This is a genomic window from Streptomyces sp. NPDC127117 (assembly GCF_042677325.1).
In the GTDB taxonomy this organism is placed as follows: Bacteria; Actinomycetota; Actinomycetes; order Streptomycetales; family Streptomycetaceae; genus Streptomyces.
Window position 1 is genome coordinate 79,563 of sequence record NZ_JBHXTM010000021.1, and the last position, 18,852, is coordinate 98,414.

Sequence of the window (18,852 nt, forward strand, 5' to 3'; positions counted from 1 at the left end):
GGACGAGGTTCACAGCGGGAAGGAACTCAGGGGGCAGGCCCGTCGGCTCGGCTTCGACTACGCACCGGCCGTCCGCAGTGATACCCGTGTGGAGACCGCCGTTGGCCGCCTAGAGGGTGAGCGAGCTCGCGACCCGGGTTCCGAAACGGAACTGGATGCGCATCCACATTTGACTGGACATGCGCCGGGTCGACCGGCATACGCACGCCCGACGATCACGCTCCAGCCGGGCCTTGACATGGTCACCGAATTTGATGTTAACGTACCGGAGGTCCGCAGCGAGAGCTGTGGATTGCCCACAGAAGGCAAGGCGGGATGGGATCCGCATTCTTTGCCAGCCCGGCCATTGCTTCACAAATGGCCGATGAGTTAAGCGAGATCAAATCGACGCGTTCGTCGATTTCTGCTCCAGTGGGTCCGGTGGTGTGACCGGTTCAGTGAAGATCGAGATGGCCTTGTCCCATCTTTCAGCAAGTCGTCGGATTACCCGTACAACATGGACAAGCTGCAGGCCTTGTCCGACACCACACGAACAACCGACAGCGGGCCGGTTAATGCACTCGGCCCGTCCGGCCAAAGCGGTCGATGTCGCGGACTCGAAGGGCTGTCGTTGTACACGAAGCGAGTTCCAACGGTTTTACTTTCTCTGGTAGGAAGCTGTCAGCGTAAGTTAGGTTGGCCAAATTGACCTCCCTCATCGACCGTTACGATCTGATTCTGCTGGATATCGACGGCGTCCTCGTGCTCGGCCAACAGCCCATCCCAGGTGCGGCGGAGACAATTGCAGCTATCCGTACCAAGGGCGTGCCGCTGCGCTTCACCACCAACAGCCCCCGCCGCCGCCCCGGCGAGGCAGCAGAAATGTTGAACAAGGCGGGCATCGGAGCCACTGCCGACGAAGTGGTAACCCCTACCGGTATCGCCGCCGCCACCCTGGCTCAACGCCTCCCATCCGGCGCAGCAGTTCTTGTCGTCGGATCGGATGCGTTGCGCGACGAGGTGGCAGCCGTCGGACTCAAGCCCGTCAACTCCGCTGACGACAGGCCACAAGCCGTGGTGCAGGGCTTCGCCCCCACCATCGACTGGCCCAGCCTCGCAGAGGCCGCCCTCACCCTGCAACGTCCAGAAACGCTGTGGCTGGCAACCAACTTGGACGCGACCTGGCCCTCCGAGCGCGGTCCGGTCCCCGGCAACGGTGCCTTCATCGCAGCGCTCACAGCCGCCACGGGCCGCGAACCGGACCTATCTGTCGGTAAACCCGAGCCGACCCTGTTCCAGCAGCAGGCCAAGGCCCACAACGCCCAACACCCACTAGTGGTGGGCGACAGGCTGGACACCGACATCGAAGGCGGGCGCCGAGCCGGGTTCGACACACTGCTGGTTCTGACAGGCGTGACAACCCCGGACATGCTGGCCGACTCCGACGTCCATCCCACCTACATCGGTGAGAGCATCACCCACCTTCTCGCCGAACTTGCGGCTCTCACCGATGCGGTGAGGCGTTGAGGGCATGCATCCCGCGGAGAATGGTGAGTACCCCATGGCATCGTCGAGACTCCCGAGCCCTACGCGTATGAGTACCGTGCTGGTCATCGGAATGGGCAACATGGGAGAGCGGCTCGCGTACCGATTGGCGGAGGGCGGGCGCGTGCAGCGCCTTGTGCTGGCCGGGCGGTCCGTCGAGACGGTCGAGGCCATCGCCGGCGCCGCCGCCAGCATCTCTGATTGCGTGGTCGAACCGGTCACGGTGAACGCGACCCGGCAAGACGAAGTCGCCGACCTCCTCACCCGCACCCGGCCCGACCTGGTGGTGCAATGCGCGGCCGTGCGTGGGCCCTGGGCGCTGGCGGGGCGGGAGGACGCGGCAGCGTCGGCCGTTCTCAGCGCCGGTCTGGCCCTGCAACTGCCCTATCAGTTACCGGCGGTGCTGGCCGTCATGCGAGCCACCCGGGATGCCGGTTACACAGGGCCGGTCGCGAACCTTTCGTTTCCTGACGTGACCGGACCGGTCCTCGCCCGTCTCGGGCTGGCCCCAACACTCGGACTCGGCAACGCCGCGATGATCCAGCTTCGCTGTCGCGCCGCGCTGCGCGCCGCCCGGTCCGATGCCGGGGTACCGCGCATCCGCATCATCGGTCACCACTCTCAACTGCTCGGCGCGATGCTGTCCCGTGAACCGGCCGATCCCGCCGACCGCTGCATGGTCTTCCTGGGCGAAGACGGACAACGCGACGACAAGCTCGCCTACCAGGCGCCACCGATCACCCGGTCCCAGCGCTACAACGAGGTCACGGCAGCCGCCGCGATCCCCGCGCTGCACGCTCTCCTTCCCGGCGCGGCACCTCTGCGCTGCTCGACTGCCGCACCCGGCGGACTTCCGGGTGGCTATCCCGTACGGATCAACGATGGCGCTGTCACCCTTGACTTGCCGCCCGGGGTCGATCGAGCCGAATCGATCGCGTTCAACGAAAAGCAGGCGCGCGGCGACGGTGTGGAGCACATTGACAGCAATGGCACCGTTCATTTCGCCTCGGAGGCTCGCGACGCGGTCGCCGGTCTCGACCCCGGCCTTGCCGATCCGCTTCCGGTCGCCGACCTGGAGGAACGGGCCAGACTCCTCGACGCACTACTCGTGTGATCAGTGTCAGGCCATATTCAAAGGCCACGCTCCACATCGAGATTGCCATGTGTGACAGGTTGTGCCACCAGGCTGGCACTTGAATAATCACAAGGAATCACCATGTCAGATCAGGAAGCCGACCTGACCATGCCCTACCGCGTGGTTGTAAATGACGAGGAGCAGTACAGCATATGGCCTGAGGGCAGGGAGGTCCCTGCGGGCTGGCGGGTCGTCCGGGAGGCCGCCCCTAAAGCTGACTGTCTCGAATACATAGAAGAGGTCTGGACTGATATGCGCCCGTTGAGCATTCGCCGCCGGGCGCCCAAGTCGGAGCCAGTACCTGGCGCACGCTGATCGAATTCCGGCGTGCAGGATTTACCGCGTTGATGTCCACTCTGCCAGACCGTCGAAATTCGCCGTTCAGACATCTCGTATCTTAATCCGGCAGGAGCAGACTTGAGCAGCATTGAGGATTCCACCCTCAACGAATTGATTCAGGCTCCAGTGGATCAAACTTCTCTCCACGAACTGTTCGAAGCCCAGGTGGACCGCACCCCCGAAGGCACTGCACTGGTCTTCGGAGACCAGGCGTGGACCTACCGGCAACTCGACGATCGAGCCAACCAGATCGCTTGGGGCCTGCTCGCAAAGGGCATCGAACCGGGACACATCGTCGCTCTGCACACCCGCCGCTCGTTCTCGACGATCGCCGGATTGCTCGGCGTCCTGAAAGCCGGTGCCGGCTACCTGCCCGTCGATCCGGCGCTTCCCGCCGCCCGCATCACCTACATGCTTGAGGACTCCGGCGCCACGGTCATGCTCGCCGACCACGCCACCTCTCGGATGAGTAGCGACCTGGACACCCTCGTCCTGGACGACGCAGAGACCTGGATGCGTCACTCTTGCAGCCGCCCGAGCGTCACGGTCAGGCCCGGCGATCTCGCCTACCTCATCTACACCTCGGGTTCCACGGGTCAGCCCAAGGCCGTCATGGTTCCGCACAGCGCAATCGTCAACCACACCGTCTGGATCGTCTCGGACGTCTGGCGTGGCAAGCCGCTGAGATTCCTGCACCGTATGTCACTCAGCTTCGATGCCTCTGGCTTGGAGATCTACGGTCCTTTGACGTCCGGCGGCACGGTCGTGCTCACACCGAGCCAGACCGGGATCGACATGGACGAGCTCCGGGAGCTGGTCACCAGCGGGGAGATCGACGTACTCGGGGTGACACCGCCCGTACTGCGAGAGGCCCTCGCCGTGCGTGCCCTGGCAGGGACACGTTTACGCTGGCTGATGTGCGGCGGAGAAGCGCTCGAACCCGAGCTGGTCGCCGAGTGCGCGGCGCAGGTGCCCGGCATCGAGGTGGCCAACTTCTACGGCCCGACCGAGACGTGCGTCAACTCGACCTACTTTCCCGCCCGCTTGCACCAGGGGCAGGGGCCGGGGCCGTTACCCATCGGTTCGCCGATCCGCGGCACCAGCGTGTACGTAGTGGACGAGACGTTGAACCCGGTCCCTCATGGCGTGGCCGGGGAGTTGCTGATCGGTGGGGCCGGGGTCACACGCGGCTACCACGGCCGGCCGGGCTTGACCGCGGAACTGTTCATCCCGGACCCTTTCGGCCCCCCGGGCGCCCGGCTCTATCGCACCGGCGACCTCGTCCGCCGGGGAACGGCGGGAGAGCTGGAGTTCCTCGGCCGGATCGATCACCAGGTCAAGCTGCGTGGCTTCCGCATCGAACTCGGCGAAATCGAAGCGGCCCTGGCAGGGCTCGACGGGGTCACGGATGCCGTGGTGACCGCGGTTCACCACCCGACCGACGGAACCCGGCTGGTCGGCTATGTCACCGGAGACGCGGACACCAGGGTGCTGCGCGATGAGCTGAGTGCTCGTCTGCCGGACTACATGGTGCCGTCCATGCTCTCCAGCCTGGACAAGATCCCTCTGACGTCCAGCGGCAAGCTCGACCGCGCCGCGCTTCCCGAGCCGGACCAGGTCGGATTCGGTGAGGGGCACGTCAGCCCGCGAGATCCGATAGAGCAACTCCTCACGGAGCTCTTCGCCGAAGTGCTGGGCGTCGACCTGGCTCGCGTCGGCGTCCACGACGACTTCTTCGCGCTGGGCGGGCACTCGCTCCTGGTCACCCGGCTGATCGCCCGGGCCAGGAGTGTCCTGGCCGTGTCGCTGGCACCGCGGGACGTGTTCGAGGACCGGACCATCGCGAGCCTGGCCGCTCGAATACGCCAGGCCCGACGCACAGCACCGTTGCAGCCGATCCGTCCCGTCGATGGCGACGGCCCCGCACCCCTGTCTCCGGCTCAGGAGCGGTTGTGGTTCCTGGAGCAACTGCGGCCGGGAACCACCACGTACACGACCGCCGTGGAGTACCGCCTCCGAGGTGTTCTGGACGTAGCGGCGTTGCGGGCAGCCCTGTCCGATGTGGTCGATCGCCACGATGCCCTACGGACCATCTACGCCCCCGGCGTAGAGCGTCCGGAACAGATCGTCCTGGAGCAGGTTGACCTACCCTGGGAATTCCACGATCTCCACCACCGGGACGAGTCCGCCGTACGAGCACTCGTGAACGCCATCGTGCGCGAACCGTTCGACCTGACTGCGGGCCCGTTGCTACGAGCCCGGCTGCTGGGCATCAGCGCGGAAGAGCATCTCCTGGTGCTGACCGTGCACCATATCGCCTTCGACGGCTGGTCCTTCAACGTACTGACCCGCGAACTCGCGCACTACTATCGAGCCCGGGTGAACCGGACCGCGCCGGACCTGCCGGCGATGTCGCTTCAGCACGTCGACTTCGCGGCCTGGCAACGGGACTGGCTGTCCAGTGGACCGGCCGTCGAACAACTCGGCTACTGGCGGGACCGCTTGGCGGATGCGCCGGCCGCGCTGAACCTTCCGGTGGATCGGCCCCGTCCAGCCGTCCAGTCACACCGAGGCGCGTTCGAGCCGGTGTTGATTCCGACGGATCTGGTGGAGAGGCTCCGGGACCTCGGCAAGCGTGAAGGGGTCACCCTCTTCATGACCCTGCTCACCGGGTTCAAGATCCTTCTCGCCCGCTACACCGCTGTCGCGGACATCGTCGTGGGCACCCCCATCGCGAACCGCAACAGGGTCGAGCTAGAACAAATGATCGGGTTCCTCGTCAACACCTTGGCGTTGCGCACCGACCTGACCGGCGATCCCACACTTTCCGAGCTGCTGGGCCGAGTACGAGAGACCTGCCTCGGCGCGTACGCCAACCAGGATGTGCCGTTCGAACAAGTCGTGGAAGACCTACAGCCTCCGCGGGACCTGAGCAGGTCACCGGTCGTCCAGGTCATGTTCGGATTCGATGTCGCGGTGGCGCGGGTCGAGTCACTGCACGATCTGAGCCTGGACTTCTCCAGGCTAGAGAACGGCTTCACCGTTTGCGACGTGGTGCTCGACCTCGTGGACGACCCCCGCGGAGTGATCGGTGGCTTCACGTACGCGACGGATCTCTTCGACGCCACGACCATCCGCCGTATGGTCGGCCACTACCTCACGATCCTCCACTCGATGACGCAACACGATCCGGCGACACTGCGGACGTCACGAGTGGAACTGTTGCGGGCCGCTGATCGAGCCGAGATCATCGCGGCCGGAACCGCACCGGAGACGACGTGGCCGGATCACGTCGGCCTGCACGAAGAGTTCGAATCCCAGGTGGACAGGACCCCGGACGCCATCGCGGTCCGCTACGCCGAGCAAGCGTGGACGTACCGTCAACTGGACGAACGGGCCAACCGAATCGCCTGGAGACTGCGCCGGCAGGGCATCGGTCCCGAACACGTGGTGGCGCTGTGCGCCCAGCGGTCCCCGTACATGGTCGCCGGGGTGCTCGGCATCCTCAAGGCGGGCGCCGCCTACCTGCCCATCGACCCCGCGCTTCCGCCCGCTCGCATCCACTACATGCTCGACGACGCGGCCAGCACCACGGTACTGACCGACCACGACACTCTCACCCAGGTCGAAGGCCGAGGACAGGTGCTCCTCCTCGACGACGAGGACACCTGGAACCCCTACCCGTCGGACCGCCCGGCCGTCAGCGTGCACCACGACAACCTCGCCTACCTCATCTACACATCCGGCTCCACCGGTCTGCCAAAGGCCGTGACGATGAGTCATCGGGGCATCCACTGGCTGGTCGTATCCCTGGCAAGCGAAATCATCGGTGACGGACCTCCGCCGAAGTCGGTCGCGCTCAACTCCCCGATCTTCTTCGACGGCCACGTCATCCAGTTCTCGTGGATGGCCGGCGGAGCGACGATGGTGATCGTGCCCGAGGATGTCAGGCGCGATCCGCACCTGCTCGTCGATCTGCTGATCCGCCACGAGATCGATCTCATGGACTGCACGCCGTCTCAACTGGACATGGCGGCAGGCTTCGACGTGCTGGGCGAGATCCCGGTCGGAACAAAGATGCTCGTCATCGGGGAGGCCGTCAGCGAGAAGCTCTGGCGCACGCTGGGTGACGGCCCCTGGCAGGCGTACAACCTGTACGGCCCGACCGAGACCCACGCCGCCACGATGACGATCATCAAACCGGACGAGCCCCTGAGCATCGGTGTCCCGCTCCCCGGGTATGACGCCTTCATAGTCGACGAATCCGGTGAGCTCGTGCCACAAGGAGTGGCCGGGGAACTGGTCGTCGGCGGCGGTCGCCTGGCGCGCGGCTACCACGGCCGACCGACCTTCACCGCCGAGCGCTTCGTGCCCGACTCGTTCACCGGTCGAGCCGGGCGCCGGCTGTACCGAACCGGCGACATCGTGCGGTCGACCTCGACCGGGGCCTTGGAGTTCATCGGACGCCGTGACAACCAGGTCAAAGTCCGGGGCTACCGGATCGAGCTCGGTGAGATCGAGGCAGCGATCATGCGTGAGCCGGGCGTCACCGCCTGTGTGGTGATGCTGCGGGACGGGGCCGCCGGGGACAAGCGCATCGTCGCGTACTTCGTGGCCCCGCCGACGACGACGGAGGCGCATGTCCTGCGGGCGCTGGAAAGGCGGTTGCCGGAGTACATGGTCCCGTCGGCCCTCCTCAGGCTCGACAGCTTCCCGATGACCAGGAACGGGAAGGTGGACAGGTCCGCGATGCCGGAGGCGACGTCCGTCGCCGCCGGCGAAGGGGATGCCACACCCCCGGGCGACGAAACGGAAAGCCTGCTGACCGGCCTGTGGTCGGAGCTGTTGGACGACCGGAGCCTGGGAGTCCACAGCCACTTCTTCAAGAGCGGCGGCCACTCGCTGCTGGCCATACAGCTGATCGCCCGGATCAACAAGGCATTCACGGTCGACCTGCCCCTGCAGGTGCTGTTCCACAACCCGACGCCCCATGAAATGGCGAAGGAGCTGCGCAAACTCGCGAATCCGAAATCAGCGTCGTAAATCACTCCCCCTACGCCAACGCTTTGCCGACGCACCACTCAACGCGGAAGCAAAATTGAAGTTCAAGAACAAAAGATGTTTCTGCATCCAACCGGCAGTGGATATTCCTACTACACTATGAGGATGTGAGACGAAGTGGCTTTGAACTTTGTTCTGATGTTGACCGAGAAGGATAGGACCATCCCGGACGCGGTCGACGTGTACGAGAAGCTCTCGGTCGACGAACTCCGGATCATAGCGTTCAAGGACGTAGACACCGATCCGCACATGGCCAGGGACCTGACCGAAGCCGCGCACGCGGACGGCCGGTCGGTCCTGCTGGAGCTGGCCGACACGAGCGAGGCCGGCCAGGAACGCGGATGCCGGCTGGCGCTGGACCTCGGCGTGGACCGTGTGGTCGGAACATGGCGGCCAAGCGCGGCGGAAGCGTTCGCGGGCAGCGGGAAGCCCGAATACTGGCCGTTCGTCGGATCCATGTCCGGCAACCCGTTGGTGCTGGACAGTTCCCCTGATGAGCTGGCCGCCGAGGCGGAGCGGCTGAGCGCGACGCACGGCGTGGCAGGCCTGGTCCTCATGCCCTACAGGCAGAACTCCTACGACCCCGAGCTGCTGATGGAGCGCACCGCGTCTTCGGCGACCGTGCCCTTTCTCATCGCGGGGGGTGTGCGCGACGCGGCGCAGATCACCGCCATCGCCGCCGCGGGCGCCTGGGGCTTCACCATGGGCGGCGCCGCGCTCGCGGACAGGCACGACGATCCGGTATCGGTGACCACGCGCGTCTCCGAGATCATGCGACTTTCCCGGCAAGCGTCCGACGCATCCTGAATGTTCTTCATCCTGTGGCCACCTGGGCTTTGGCGCATTCGCCGGGGCCGCAGGATGGAGAGCGCTGACTTGACGACAGAGGAATCGAGAGAATGAAACTCATCTGCAACAACTGTTCCAAGGTGCCCGGTGTCGGCATTGTGGACGGCCCCAATGAATGGCTGTGCACCCGCTGCGGCGAAGCACTGACGCCGTCACTCGCCGACCTTCGGAGCTGGGCGGACGCGGTCAGCGACACGCCTGGGGTCGGCCGCTACGCCGCGCTCCTGCCCGTGTCCGAGCCGGACAACCTGCGCAGCAACGACAAGGCGTTACTCCCCGTGGAAAGCCCGCGGCTGGCCGAAGCGCTTGGTGTCGCGTCCGTCCGGTTGCTGCCGCAGACCTGGAACGACACCGGCACGTTCAAGGACAACGAGGGCGTGCTCCTGGCGGCCAAGTGCCTTGAGTGGGGGGTGTCGTCGGTGTGCATGCACAGCTCCGGCAACACAGCACGGTCCTACCAGTACTACATGGACAGACTGGGCATCATATGCACGGCGTTCGTGCCTCAGGCATCCGCCTACAAGTGTCCGACCAGGTCGATGGGCAAGTCGCGCGTAGTGCCCGTGCCGGGCAACATGGCCGATGCGGCCGACGCGGCCATCGCGTACAGCAAGGAACACGGCGCACTGCGGCTGACACCGAGCCAGTGGAAGATCGAGGGCAAGGCGCCGCTGGGGCTGGCGATCGCGGAGCGGTGCGCCGATGCCACGATCGTCGCGGTAACGATTGCCAGTGGCTACGGCCCGCTCGGCATCGAGCGCGGAATCCGACGCGCCCGGGCCGCAGGACTGCCGGCAGTGGGCGAACACACGTATCACCTGTTCCAGGCATCGGACGCCGGGCTGCTGGGCGCGGCGTTGCGGGACGGCCGTGAAGAGATCGACCTGGGTGACATGGTGCCGCCGGAGAAGGCCTTCGAACCCACGCTCCAGTCGACGAACCCGAACCGCACGTTGCCGTTGGTCCGTCAGCTGGTGGCGGAAACCGGCGCCCGCATCGACTCCGTGGACCCGTCGCGGGTGGAAGCGGAGGCTCCGTTGCTGATCGATGCATGCGCTGAGCTGGACATTCCGCTGGAGTACGAGACGGAGAAGTCCGCCTTCATCTGCTGGGGTGGGCTGCGGCAGGCCGCGGAGTCCGGCCATCTGGCACCCGACGATCGGATCGTCATGGTCGTAAGCGGATCAACGCCTCATAGCCGGCTGCCATAGTCCCGACGTCGCGCAGGCCAGGTGTCGTTCGTGAGGGAGCGGTTCCTCTTTACCGCGCCACAAGCATCCGAATTCCTGGCCTCCGGCACCTTTCTCGGCGGCAGTTCGGCGTGAAAGCCCATTCGAAGGGGCACCGCAACTGGAATGAACACAAAAACCATACCTCTGTATGAGTGGTTCGCCGCCTCGGCGAAGCGCTGCCCGGATCAGCCCGCGCTGGAAATCGCAGATCGGGTGATCAGCTACGCGGAACTCGAAGGCATGGCCGAGAGCATTGCTGTCCAGCTGCTCGGTGCCAATGACGACGTCGCGCCCGGGCGTGTCGGTCTGCTGGCGGCAGCAGGCACAGTTTCCGCGTACGCCGGGTACCTTGCCGTCCAACGACTCGGTGCCACGGTCGTGCCACTCAACCCGTCATTCCCCACCGCTCGTAACGCGGCAATCAGTCAGGCCGCCGGGCTGGACCTGGTGCTGGTCGACCAGGAACGGATCGGCGTCGACCTGCCCACCCGAATACTCGCCGTGGATTCCGGCGAATTACCGGGAACCCTGCCCACGGGTGCGGGCGATCTGCCTGAAATCGTTGCCCAGCCGGGAGACTTGGCCTACATATTGTTCACCTCGGGCTCCGTCGGCGAGCCCAAGGGGGTGCCTATCCAGCACCGCAATATATCGGCGTATCTCGGCCACAGCATCGAACATTACGAACTCGAACCCGGGTGCCGAGTAGTTCAACCATTCGATTTGACATTCGATTTGTCGGTGCTGGCGATGTTCGCCGCGTTCGGATCCGGCGCCACGGTAGTGGTGCCTGGTCGCAACGATCTGCTCGCGGCAGCCCGGTTCGTGCGACGCCGCGGACTCACGCACTGGTTCTCCGTACCCTCGGTGATCTCCTTGACACAGCGGGTAGAACCTCTCCGGCCCGGGTCAATGCCCACGCTGCGACACAGCATGTTCGCCGGCGAGCCCCTTACTCTCCAACAGGCGGAAGCCTGGCACGCGGCAGCGCCGAACGGGGTGGTGGAGAACGCCTATGGGCCGACCGAGCTCACCATCATCTGCACCGAGTACGTGTTGCCCAAGCAGGTAGCGGAATGGCCACGTACACCGAATGGAACAGTTCCTATCGGCTACGGCCTCAGTTCGCTGGAATGCATTGTTCTGGACACTGACGGCAAGCAGGCCGAGGAGGGTGAGCTGTGCATCCGAGGTCCGCAACGTTTCGCAGGCTACCTTGACCCGGCGAACAACGATGGCCGATTCCTGACCTACGACGGAGACAAAGCGACTCCGTATGATCCGGGAACCCGGCTTACCGACCGGCATTGGTACCGCACCGGTGACCAGGTTCGCATCAGTGCGGACGGCTATATCTACTGTGCACGTCTGGACCATCAAGTGAAGGTGCGCGGTTACCGCATCGAACTTGGCGAGATCGAAGCCGTGCTACGGGAGCAGCCTGGAGTGCGGGACGCCATAGTGGTTGCCCAGTCGGCAGCCGACGGCGAAGCGGTACTTGCCGCTGCGTACACGGGACGGATCGGCAACACCGAAGATCTGTTCCGGGTACTCCGGGAAAGACTTCCCTCTTACATGGTTCCTGCCTCGCTGACAGCGTTCGAGACTTTTCCGCTCAATGTCAACGGAAAGGTCGACCGGCGGCGATTGGCTGAGGAATTGTCGAAATGATCGGCTCAGCTGGAAGATTCGACTCGGAATGGGGACATACTGATGTCTGAGGGCAATCACTCGTACGACGTCGTTGTGGTCGGAAATGGCGCGTTGGGGCTCGCGCTCGGCTTGGAACTTGCCCGGCGTAAGGTGAGTGTGGCCGTGCTTGGTCAACCGCACCGACCGGGCGCCGCATCCGCGGCCGCGGGAGCGATGCTTGGAGCCTTCGGGGAGGTCACGGCCGAGCACCTGAACAGCGAGCACGGCCGAACCAAGCTCGACTGGTCCTATCGGGCGAGCAAACTGTGGCCCGAGTGGCTGAGCCAACTTCGCCTCGACTCGACTGACGCGGATCTGCTGACGGCCAAGGGCACCGTCGTCATGCTGAACACCGTCGGCGTGCCTGAGATTGACACGCGGAATTTCAAAGCCATACGTGATTCGCTCATCAAGTACGGCGAGAAGTTCGAGGATGTGGATCCCGAGGATATCGACTGGTTGGATGCCGAGCCCACGGCACGTCCACTACAGGCGATGTTCCTGCCGAACGAGCATGCGGTGAATGCCACCGAGTTGCTCATGCGCCTCGAAAAGGCGTTCTTGGCTGCCGGCGGAATGCTGATCACAGAGCGCGCGACTCGTGTTGAACATGCCAACGGCCAAGTGCACGGGATCGCACTGGAGTCAGGCACGGTTCTGCGTACCGAAAAAACTGTGCTGGCTGCCGGGGCCTACTCTCAAGTTGTCCTGGACAGCGTGCCTGAACAGGCTGTCCAGATCCCCCGGCTCATCAGCGGCTACGGCGTGTCCGCTGTGGTGGACACCGAGGACGGCACCTGCCCGCCCAGTGTGATACGCACGCCCAACCGCGCCTTCGCATGTGGCCTGCACGTCGTCCCGCGCCCTAACGGTCAGGTCTATGTAGGGGCGACGAACATCGTTTCGGTCGAGCCGCGAGAAACCGCGCTCATCTCGGATGTGCTCTTCCTGCTCAACTGCGCAAATCGCCAGGTCCGTAAGGGCCTGGCCGATAGCGGCCTGAGCAGGATTCAGGTCGGAAACCGACCTGTGCCGCTCGACGGAATGCCGCTGCTCGGTGAGACGGGGCTGAGTGGCCTGTGGATGATGACCGGTACCTACAGGGACGGCCTGACACTGTCGCCGCTGCTGGCCCGGGAAATGGCCGCGCTCCTGCTCGATGAGGAATCCTCCATCGACCTGGAGCCCTTCAGGCCGGTCCGCCCCCCTATCCAGCCCGCAAGCCGCGAAGAGGTTGTGGACGCCACCGTCACACACATGCTGGCAACCGGCTACGAGTCCGACTGGTCTGTCCCCATCTACTGGCCCGCCACCATCGAACACTATCTGCACGCCGCCTACACGCAGCGGGCCCAGGAGCTGGATCCGACCTTCACGCCACCGCCGGAACTACTCGCGGCATCGCGCCTGAACCCTCCACTCACGAAAGCCCTGCGCGACTACTACGCGGCCAGCCGCGGCGAATCGAATGTCGGCGCTTCTTCCACGTCGGTACGGAGTTCGAGTCCTGGGAGCCTGTCGGTCGAAGAGCTTGCCCGGGAAACGGTTGGCACGTTGACCAGCAGCGGTGTGCCGCACCCGCGGCAGGACGCCGACGCGTTATTGACCCACGTCCTGGGCTCATCCGAGCCCCAGGACCAGGTATCCGAGGAGGCCGCACGCGAGGTGCGTGCTCTCGTGGCCAGGCGAGCCGAACGGATACCGCTCGGCCACATCATCGGGCGCGCTCGGTTGGGTGGTGTGGAGGTATCGGTCAACGAGGGCGTGTTCGTGCCACTGTTCCCTACGGAATGTCTTCTGGCATGGGGCCTGTCGACCATCTCCGAGATCAAGAATCCCGTTGTGGTCGACCTCTGCACGGGTTCCGCGGCGGTTGCGTTGGCCGTGGCCCACGCCCGTCCCGATGCCCAGGTTCATGCGGTCGACCTGGACGAGGCCGCGCTGGAGTGTGCGCACCGCAACGCGGCAACGCGGGCGGCGGCGGGCGACACGCCGGTCACCGTACACGCGGGTGATGTCGCCGATCGAGATCTGCTGATGTCCCTTCGAGGCCAGGTTGATCTCGTGCTTGCCAACCCTCCCTATGTTCCAGTCGGTATGGAGATCTCGCCGGAATTCGGGAAACATCACCCGGCACGAGCCATTTTCGCCGGCGCCGACGGTCTCGACGTGATTCGCCACGTGATTTCCAGTGCCGGACGGCTGCTGCGGCCAGGTGGCGCATTGGCGATAGAGCATGACGATCCGCAGATCGGGGTCGTACCGGCCTTGCTGGCGGAGTCCGGCCTGTTCGGCGACGGTGAGGGCCACCGCGACCAGGAGGACCGTCCCCGCTACACCACCTCCTTCAGGAAGTGAATGCCATGGCCGCAACGGAAGGTGACGACAAAAATGGTCTGACTCGCATGCGTGACGAACTCGACGGTATCGACCTGCGGTTGTTGGATGCCGTGCGGGACCGTATCGAGTGCTGCGTGCGGATCGCACACCACAAGCGAGAGCACGCGGTGCCGATGATGCAGCCGCACCGCATAGACGCGGTCCAGCATCGTGCTGCGAACTACGGCGCCAAGAACGGGGTCAGCCAAGCCTTCTTGTCCCGCCTCTACGATTTGATCATCGAGGAGACCTGCCGGGTCGAGACCTTGGTGATCGACGAGAGGCACCATGGCGAGGAGTCCATTGTGGGGGGCCCGCAATGAGGAATCCGGTTCGCACACTCCTTGTCGACAACTACGATTCCTTTACGTACAACCTCTACCAGTTACTCGGCGAGGTGAACGGGCAACCTCCCACGGTACTGCGCAATGACGTGGATTGGTCTGCTCTTCGCCCTCGGGACTACGACAACATAGTCATCTCGCCAGGACCTGGACACCCCGGCCGGCAGCGGGACTTCGGCGTCAGCGCCGCTGCGATCCTGGAATCTCATTTGCCGGTGCTCGGTATATGCCTGGGACACCAGGGCATGGCAGAACTGTTCGGCGGATCCGTCCAGCATGCGCCCGAGCCGATGCACGGAAGAGTTTCGAGCATCTATCACACTGGCGAAGAACTTTTCGCTGGACTCCCGTCACCGTTTTCCGCGGTTCGTTACCACTCGCTCGCGGTCACCGAACTTCCTGACGAGCTGAGCCGCACCGCATGGACGCAGGACGGAGTCCTGATGGGACTACGGCACCGCAGCAAGCCGATATGGGGAGTGCAGTTTCATCCGGAGTCCATCTCCAGTGAGTACGGTCGCGAACTGCTCAGGAACTTCAGAGCGCTCACCCTGAGACATCGTGACCGTGCGCGCGTCACCCGGTCGTCTCCCAGGCAACCGCTACACATTCGCCGGCTGGCTTGCTACCCCGACACCGCGACTGCGCACGCCGAACTCTTCGCTGGGAAGCGGTGCAGCTTCTGGTTGGACAGCAGCTCGCACGCCGACGGGAATTCCCGCTTCTCCATATTGGGCGACGGAACGGGTTCCCTAGCCGAGTACGTGACATACAGGGTGGGCACTCGCACGGTGCGGGTGGAGAGAGCCGATGGGGTGATCGAGCACCGAGGTCAGGGCATCTTCGAGTACCTGGACGAGCAACTCCGCTCCCGGGAATTACCTGCCAACAAGGATCTCCCGTTCGACTTCAACCTTGGCTATGTCGGCTATCTGGGATATGAGCTGAAAGCCGAGATCGGGGCGCATGGCGAACATACCTCGCCCACGCCCGACGCCGCACTGCTGTTCACCGACCGGGCGGTGGTGGTGGACCACGCCGAGCGCTGCACGTACTTAATGGCGTTGGGCGCGGATCACAGCGACCCGGACGCTGTGAAGTGGCTCGACAGAACCGCACACCGCCTCGAATTGCTGCCCGCGGCCCAGACCCGCCGGCGGCATCCACCGGTCACCTCCGCGGCGCTCGGGGACAATTTCGTTCCGCGTCATGACCGCGAGCAGTACCTGGCGCGGATACACGAATGCCTTGAGGAGATCAAGAACGGGGAATCATACGAAATATGCCTCACCAACATGTTCACCACCGGCACGATTCATGACCCGTCGCACACCTACAGGCTGTTCCGAGACATAAGCCCCGTCCCGTACGGGGCCTTGTTCGAGTTTCCGGACGTTGCTGTGCTCAGCGCGTCCCCGGAACGGTTCCTCGCCATAAATGCGGATGGAGTCGCGGAAAGCAAACCGATCAAAGGCACGCGACCACGTGGGGCAACTCCCGCAGAGGATCTGGCCTTGCGTGAGGACCTGCTGAACAGCGAGAAGGATCGTGCTGAGAACCTGATGATCGTCGACCTGCTTCGCAATGACCTGAACACCGTCTGCGAGGTAGGTTCCGTCCATGTGCCGAAACTGTTCGACGTCGAGACATACGCACCGGTACACCAACTCGTGAGTACCGTCCGTGGCCAACTGCGCTCGGGAGTATCGGCAGTGGAATGTGTGCGGGCCTGTTTTCCCGGTGGCTCCATGACCGGTGCGCCGAAACTTCGCACCATGGAGATCATTGATCGGCTGGAGGGGGGACCGCGCGGTGTGTACTCGGGTTCGCTCGGCTGGTTCTCGCTGAACGGAGCCGCGGATCTCAGCATAGTCATCCGTACGATCGTATCTACACCTGAGCGAGTTTCCTTCGGAGTTGGCGGCGCGGTGATCAGCCTTTCCGACCCTGTTGCGGAGTTCGAAGAGACCTTGGTGAAATCCCGCGCTATGGCGCTGGCGCTCACTGGCTCTGTGCCACCGCTCGACGAAGGCGAGGTTCGGCATGAATAATTCCGAACCCGCGACGTCTCCTGGAAATATACGGCGCGCCGTCGTGGCCGGCGGTTCCGGTGCGATTGGTCAGATGTTCACCGCGGTACTCGCTGAATCTGGCGTCTCGGTATGCGTGGTGGACCCCCATCCTCCCGGTTCGATGCAGCCGGGTGTCCGCTGGGTCGACGGTGACATCCGCGCACCTGGCGATGGCGTGAGCGCTGAAATATCAGGGGCGGATCTACTGCTGCTCGCGGTACCGGAGCCGGTCGCTGTTGCGGCGGTACCGGCATTGATGGACTTGCTCCCCGAAGGGGCGCTACTGGCCGACACTCCTTCCGTGAAGGGGCGCATGGCGACTGCCGTGCGCGGCTTCCGAGATCGTCAAGCCGTGTCGCTCAACCCGATGTTCGCTCCAGCACCGGGGATGCGAGGACGGCCTGTGGTGTCCGTGATGTTCCATCACGGACACCTGGTCGACGACTTGTTGGCCCTGATCGAGGCGTTCGGCGGTCGAGTCGTGCGCATGGATGCATCGCGTCATGATAGATCGGCCGCCGTCTCGCAGGCGCTGACGCACGCGACCGTACTGGCATTCGGGCACGCACTGCACACTCTCGACGCGGACATGGACGAGTTGGTCGCCGTTGCGCCTCCACCCCATGCCGCTCTGTCGGCCATGCCGGGGCGAGTCACCTCTGGTGTATCCGAGGTGTATTGGGACATCCAGTCCGGAAACCCGCTGGCATCGGACGCTCATGAAGCACTTGCCCGCGGGTTGGATCACCTACGAGACGTCGTCGGGAGCGGCAGCGGCGCAGATTTCGAACGATTGTCGCGTGACGTCACCAGTGTCCTTGGCGAGCAACGTCGGCCCTTGCAGGAAACGAGCGCTCAACTGTTCGCAGGCGCCGCGCTTGTATCCTCCGGGGAGAGCGCATGACCACCAGAGAGTTACGCGCCGTTCACTGAGTGACGAGAAGGTAATGGGAAGCAACGGGAGTAGAACAATGAGAGCGACCGACCTGCGTGGTCCGGCCCGCACCCTCGCTTTGGTTCAGCTGATCAGCAGAACCGGCGACGGTGCGTATTACGTGACGTCGGCACTTTTCTTTACGCAAATCGTCGGATTATCACCGGCCAAGCTCGGTCTCGGACTGACCATAGCCTGGACCGTGGCGTTAGCAGTTGGTGTACCGCTCGGGCACGTTTCGGATCGCCGTGGCGCGCGGGAAACCGCGATCTTCTTCTACTGCTGCGCGGCCCTGGCCGTAGGCTCCTACGTCTTCATTCGCGACTTTCCGCTGTTCGTGCTGGCGGCCACGCTGTACGCCATCGGGCAGCGCAGCGGCTCCGCGGCTCAACAGGCGCTGCTGGCCGGAGTCGTACCCAAGGACCAGATCACCACGGTTCGTGCATTCCTTCAGGCCGGGTACAACGCTGGACTGGCGATCGGTGCCGCCCTGGGCGGCATGGTGCTGTTCTTCGACACGCGAGAGGCGTACCTCATCGCGTTCGCCCTTGACGCATGTGGCTTCCTGGCAGCAGCACTGGTGCTGCTGAAGGTACCGACCGTCGCCCAGACACCGGCCAAGGAAAAAGGCGAGAAGTCTCAGACGGTACTTAAAGATCGTCCCTACGTTGCCATAAGTCTGCTGAACCTGATCCTGGTACTGCATGGCCCACTGATCGACGTGGCTCTGCCATTGTGGATCGTCCTGCACACCGAGGCTCCGAAATGGGTTGTGGCGGCAATGTTCGTCCTCAACACACTGACGATCGTCGTCTTCCAGGTACGCGTGGCGCGCCGTGTCACCAACATGACGAGCGCGGGGCGGTACGTGGTGAAAGGCGGCCTGTTACTCGGTGCGAGCTGCGTGGTCTTCGCCTTCTCCGGGAGTGGTGGCTCGGCATGGTCCGCGGTGCTACTGCTCTTGACCGCCACCGCGATTCAGACCATGGGCGAGATGATGCAGATGCCCGCCACCTGGGAGATAAGCTTCGGTCTCACCCCCGAGGGCCGACACGGTCAGTACCAAGCGTTCTTCGGATCCGGCCTCACCGTGGCGGAGCTCATCGGCCCGCTCGTTTTGACCGGCCTGCTCGTTTACTGGGGGTCATTCGGCTGGATCCTGCTCGGCGCACTCTTTGTCGCAGCAAGTTTCCTCATGGTTCCGGCGGTGCGGTGGGGAGAGCTCCGCTTGGACGCCACGAAGGCGACGGCAGGAGAAGCCCAGTGAGGTTTGGAACTGGCTCCTGGAGAA

Annotated in this window: 12 protein-coding genes; all 12 read left to right on the forward strand. The window is 64.3% G+C overall.

The genetic code is table 11. The features are described 5' to 3' along the window. Nucleotides 1-684 precede the first annotated feature (684 nt). The 12 genes from ACFVH0_RS20070 (at nt 685) to ACFVH0_RS20125 (ending at nt 18,828) form a co-directional block, all read left to right on the forward strand. The gene (locus ACFVH0_RS20070) at nt 685-1,506 is read left to right on the forward strand and encodes an HAD-IIA family hydrolase (protein ID WP_385821897.1); all 822 of its coding nucleotides are present in this window, start codon (nt 685-687) and stop codon (nt 1,504-1,506) included. Nucleotides 1,507-1,573: 67 nt separating this feature from the next. Beyond that, nucleotides 1,574-2,638 carry a saccharopine dehydrogenase NADP-binding domain-containing protein gene (locus ACFVH0_RS20075; RefSeq protein WP_385821899.1) on the forward strand — a complete coding sequence of 355 codons (1,065 nt, stop codon included), beginning with the start codon at nt 1,574-1,576 and terminating at the stop codon, nt 2,636-2,638. Nucleotides 2,639-2,740: 102 nt separating this feature from the next. Then, nucleotides 2,741-2,974: an MbtH family protein gene (locus ACFVH0_RS20080; RefSeq protein WP_385821901.1), complete on the forward strand. Its 234-nt coding sequence runs from the start codon at nt 2,741-2,743 to the stop codon at nt 2,972-2,974. 102 nt (nt 2,975-3,076) lie between these two features. Next, nucleotides 3,077-8,041: an amino acid adenylation domain-containing protein gene (locus ACFVH0_RS20085; RefSeq protein ID WP_385821902.1), complete on the forward strand. Its 4,965-nt coding sequence runs from the start codon at nt 3,077-3,079 to the stop codon at nt 8,039-8,041. Between the two features lie 135 nt (nt 8,042-8,176). Beyond that, a complete protein-coding gene (locus tag ACFVH0_RS20090) occupies nt 8,177-8,866 on the forward strand; it encodes a hypothetical protein (RefSeq protein WP_385821904.1) in 690 nt (229 codons plus the stop codon). Between the two features lie 92 nt (nt 8,867-8,958). Continuing rightward, the gene (locus tag ACFVH0_RS20095; RefSeq protein WP_385821906.1) at nt 8,959-10,119 is read left to right on the forward strand and encodes a pyridoxal-phosphate dependent enzyme; all 1,161 of its coding nucleotides are present in this window, start codon (nt 8,959-8,961) and stop codon (nt 10,117-10,119) included. Nucleotides 10,120-10,263: 144 nt separating this feature from the next. Next, nucleotides 10,264-11,811, forward strand: coding sequence for an AMP-binding protein (locus tag ACFVH0_RS20100; RefSeq protein WP_385821908.1), 1,548 nt, complete (start codon nt 10,264-10,266; stop codon nt 11,809-11,811). Between the two features lie 42 nt (nt 11,812-11,853). Then, nucleotides 11,854-14,190 carry an FAD-dependent oxidoreductase gene (locus ACFVH0_RS20105; protein WP_385821910.1) on the forward strand — a complete coding sequence of 779 codons (2,337 nt, stop codon included), beginning with the start codon at nt 11,854-11,856 and terminating at the stop codon, nt 14,188-14,190. Between the two features lie 5 nt (nt 14,191-14,195). Beyond that, nucleotides 14,196-14,534, forward strand: coding sequence for a chorismate mutase family protein (locus tag ACFVH0_RS20110; protein WP_385821912.1), 339 nt, complete (start codon nt 14,196-14,198; stop codon nt 14,532-14,534). Beyond that, complete coding sequence (gene pabB / locus ACFVH0_RS20115; RefSeq protein ID WP_385821914.1) at nt 14,531-16,606, forward strand: aminodeoxychorismate synthase component I; 2,076 nt, start codon at nt 14,531-14,533, stop codon at nt 16,604-16,606. Before ACFVH0_RS20110 ends, pabB begins: the two co-directional genes overlap by 4 nt. Then, nucleotides 16,599-17,531 (forward strand): prephenate dehydrogenase dimerization domain-containing protein, encoded by a 933-nt coding sequence (locus ACFVH0_RS20120; protein WP_385821916.1) that lies wholly within the window; start codon nt 16,599-16,601, stop codon nt 17,529-17,531. Before pabB ends, ACFVH0_RS20120 begins: the two co-directional genes overlap by 8 nt. Nucleotides 17,532-17,598: 67 nt before the next feature. After that, on the forward strand, nt 17,599-18,828 hold the full coding sequence (locus tag ACFVH0_RS20125) for an MFS transporter (RefSeq protein WP_385821918.1): 1,230 nt from the start codon (nt 17,599-17,601) through the stop codon (nt 18,826-18,828). Nucleotides 18,829-18,852: the final 24 nt, after the last annotated feature.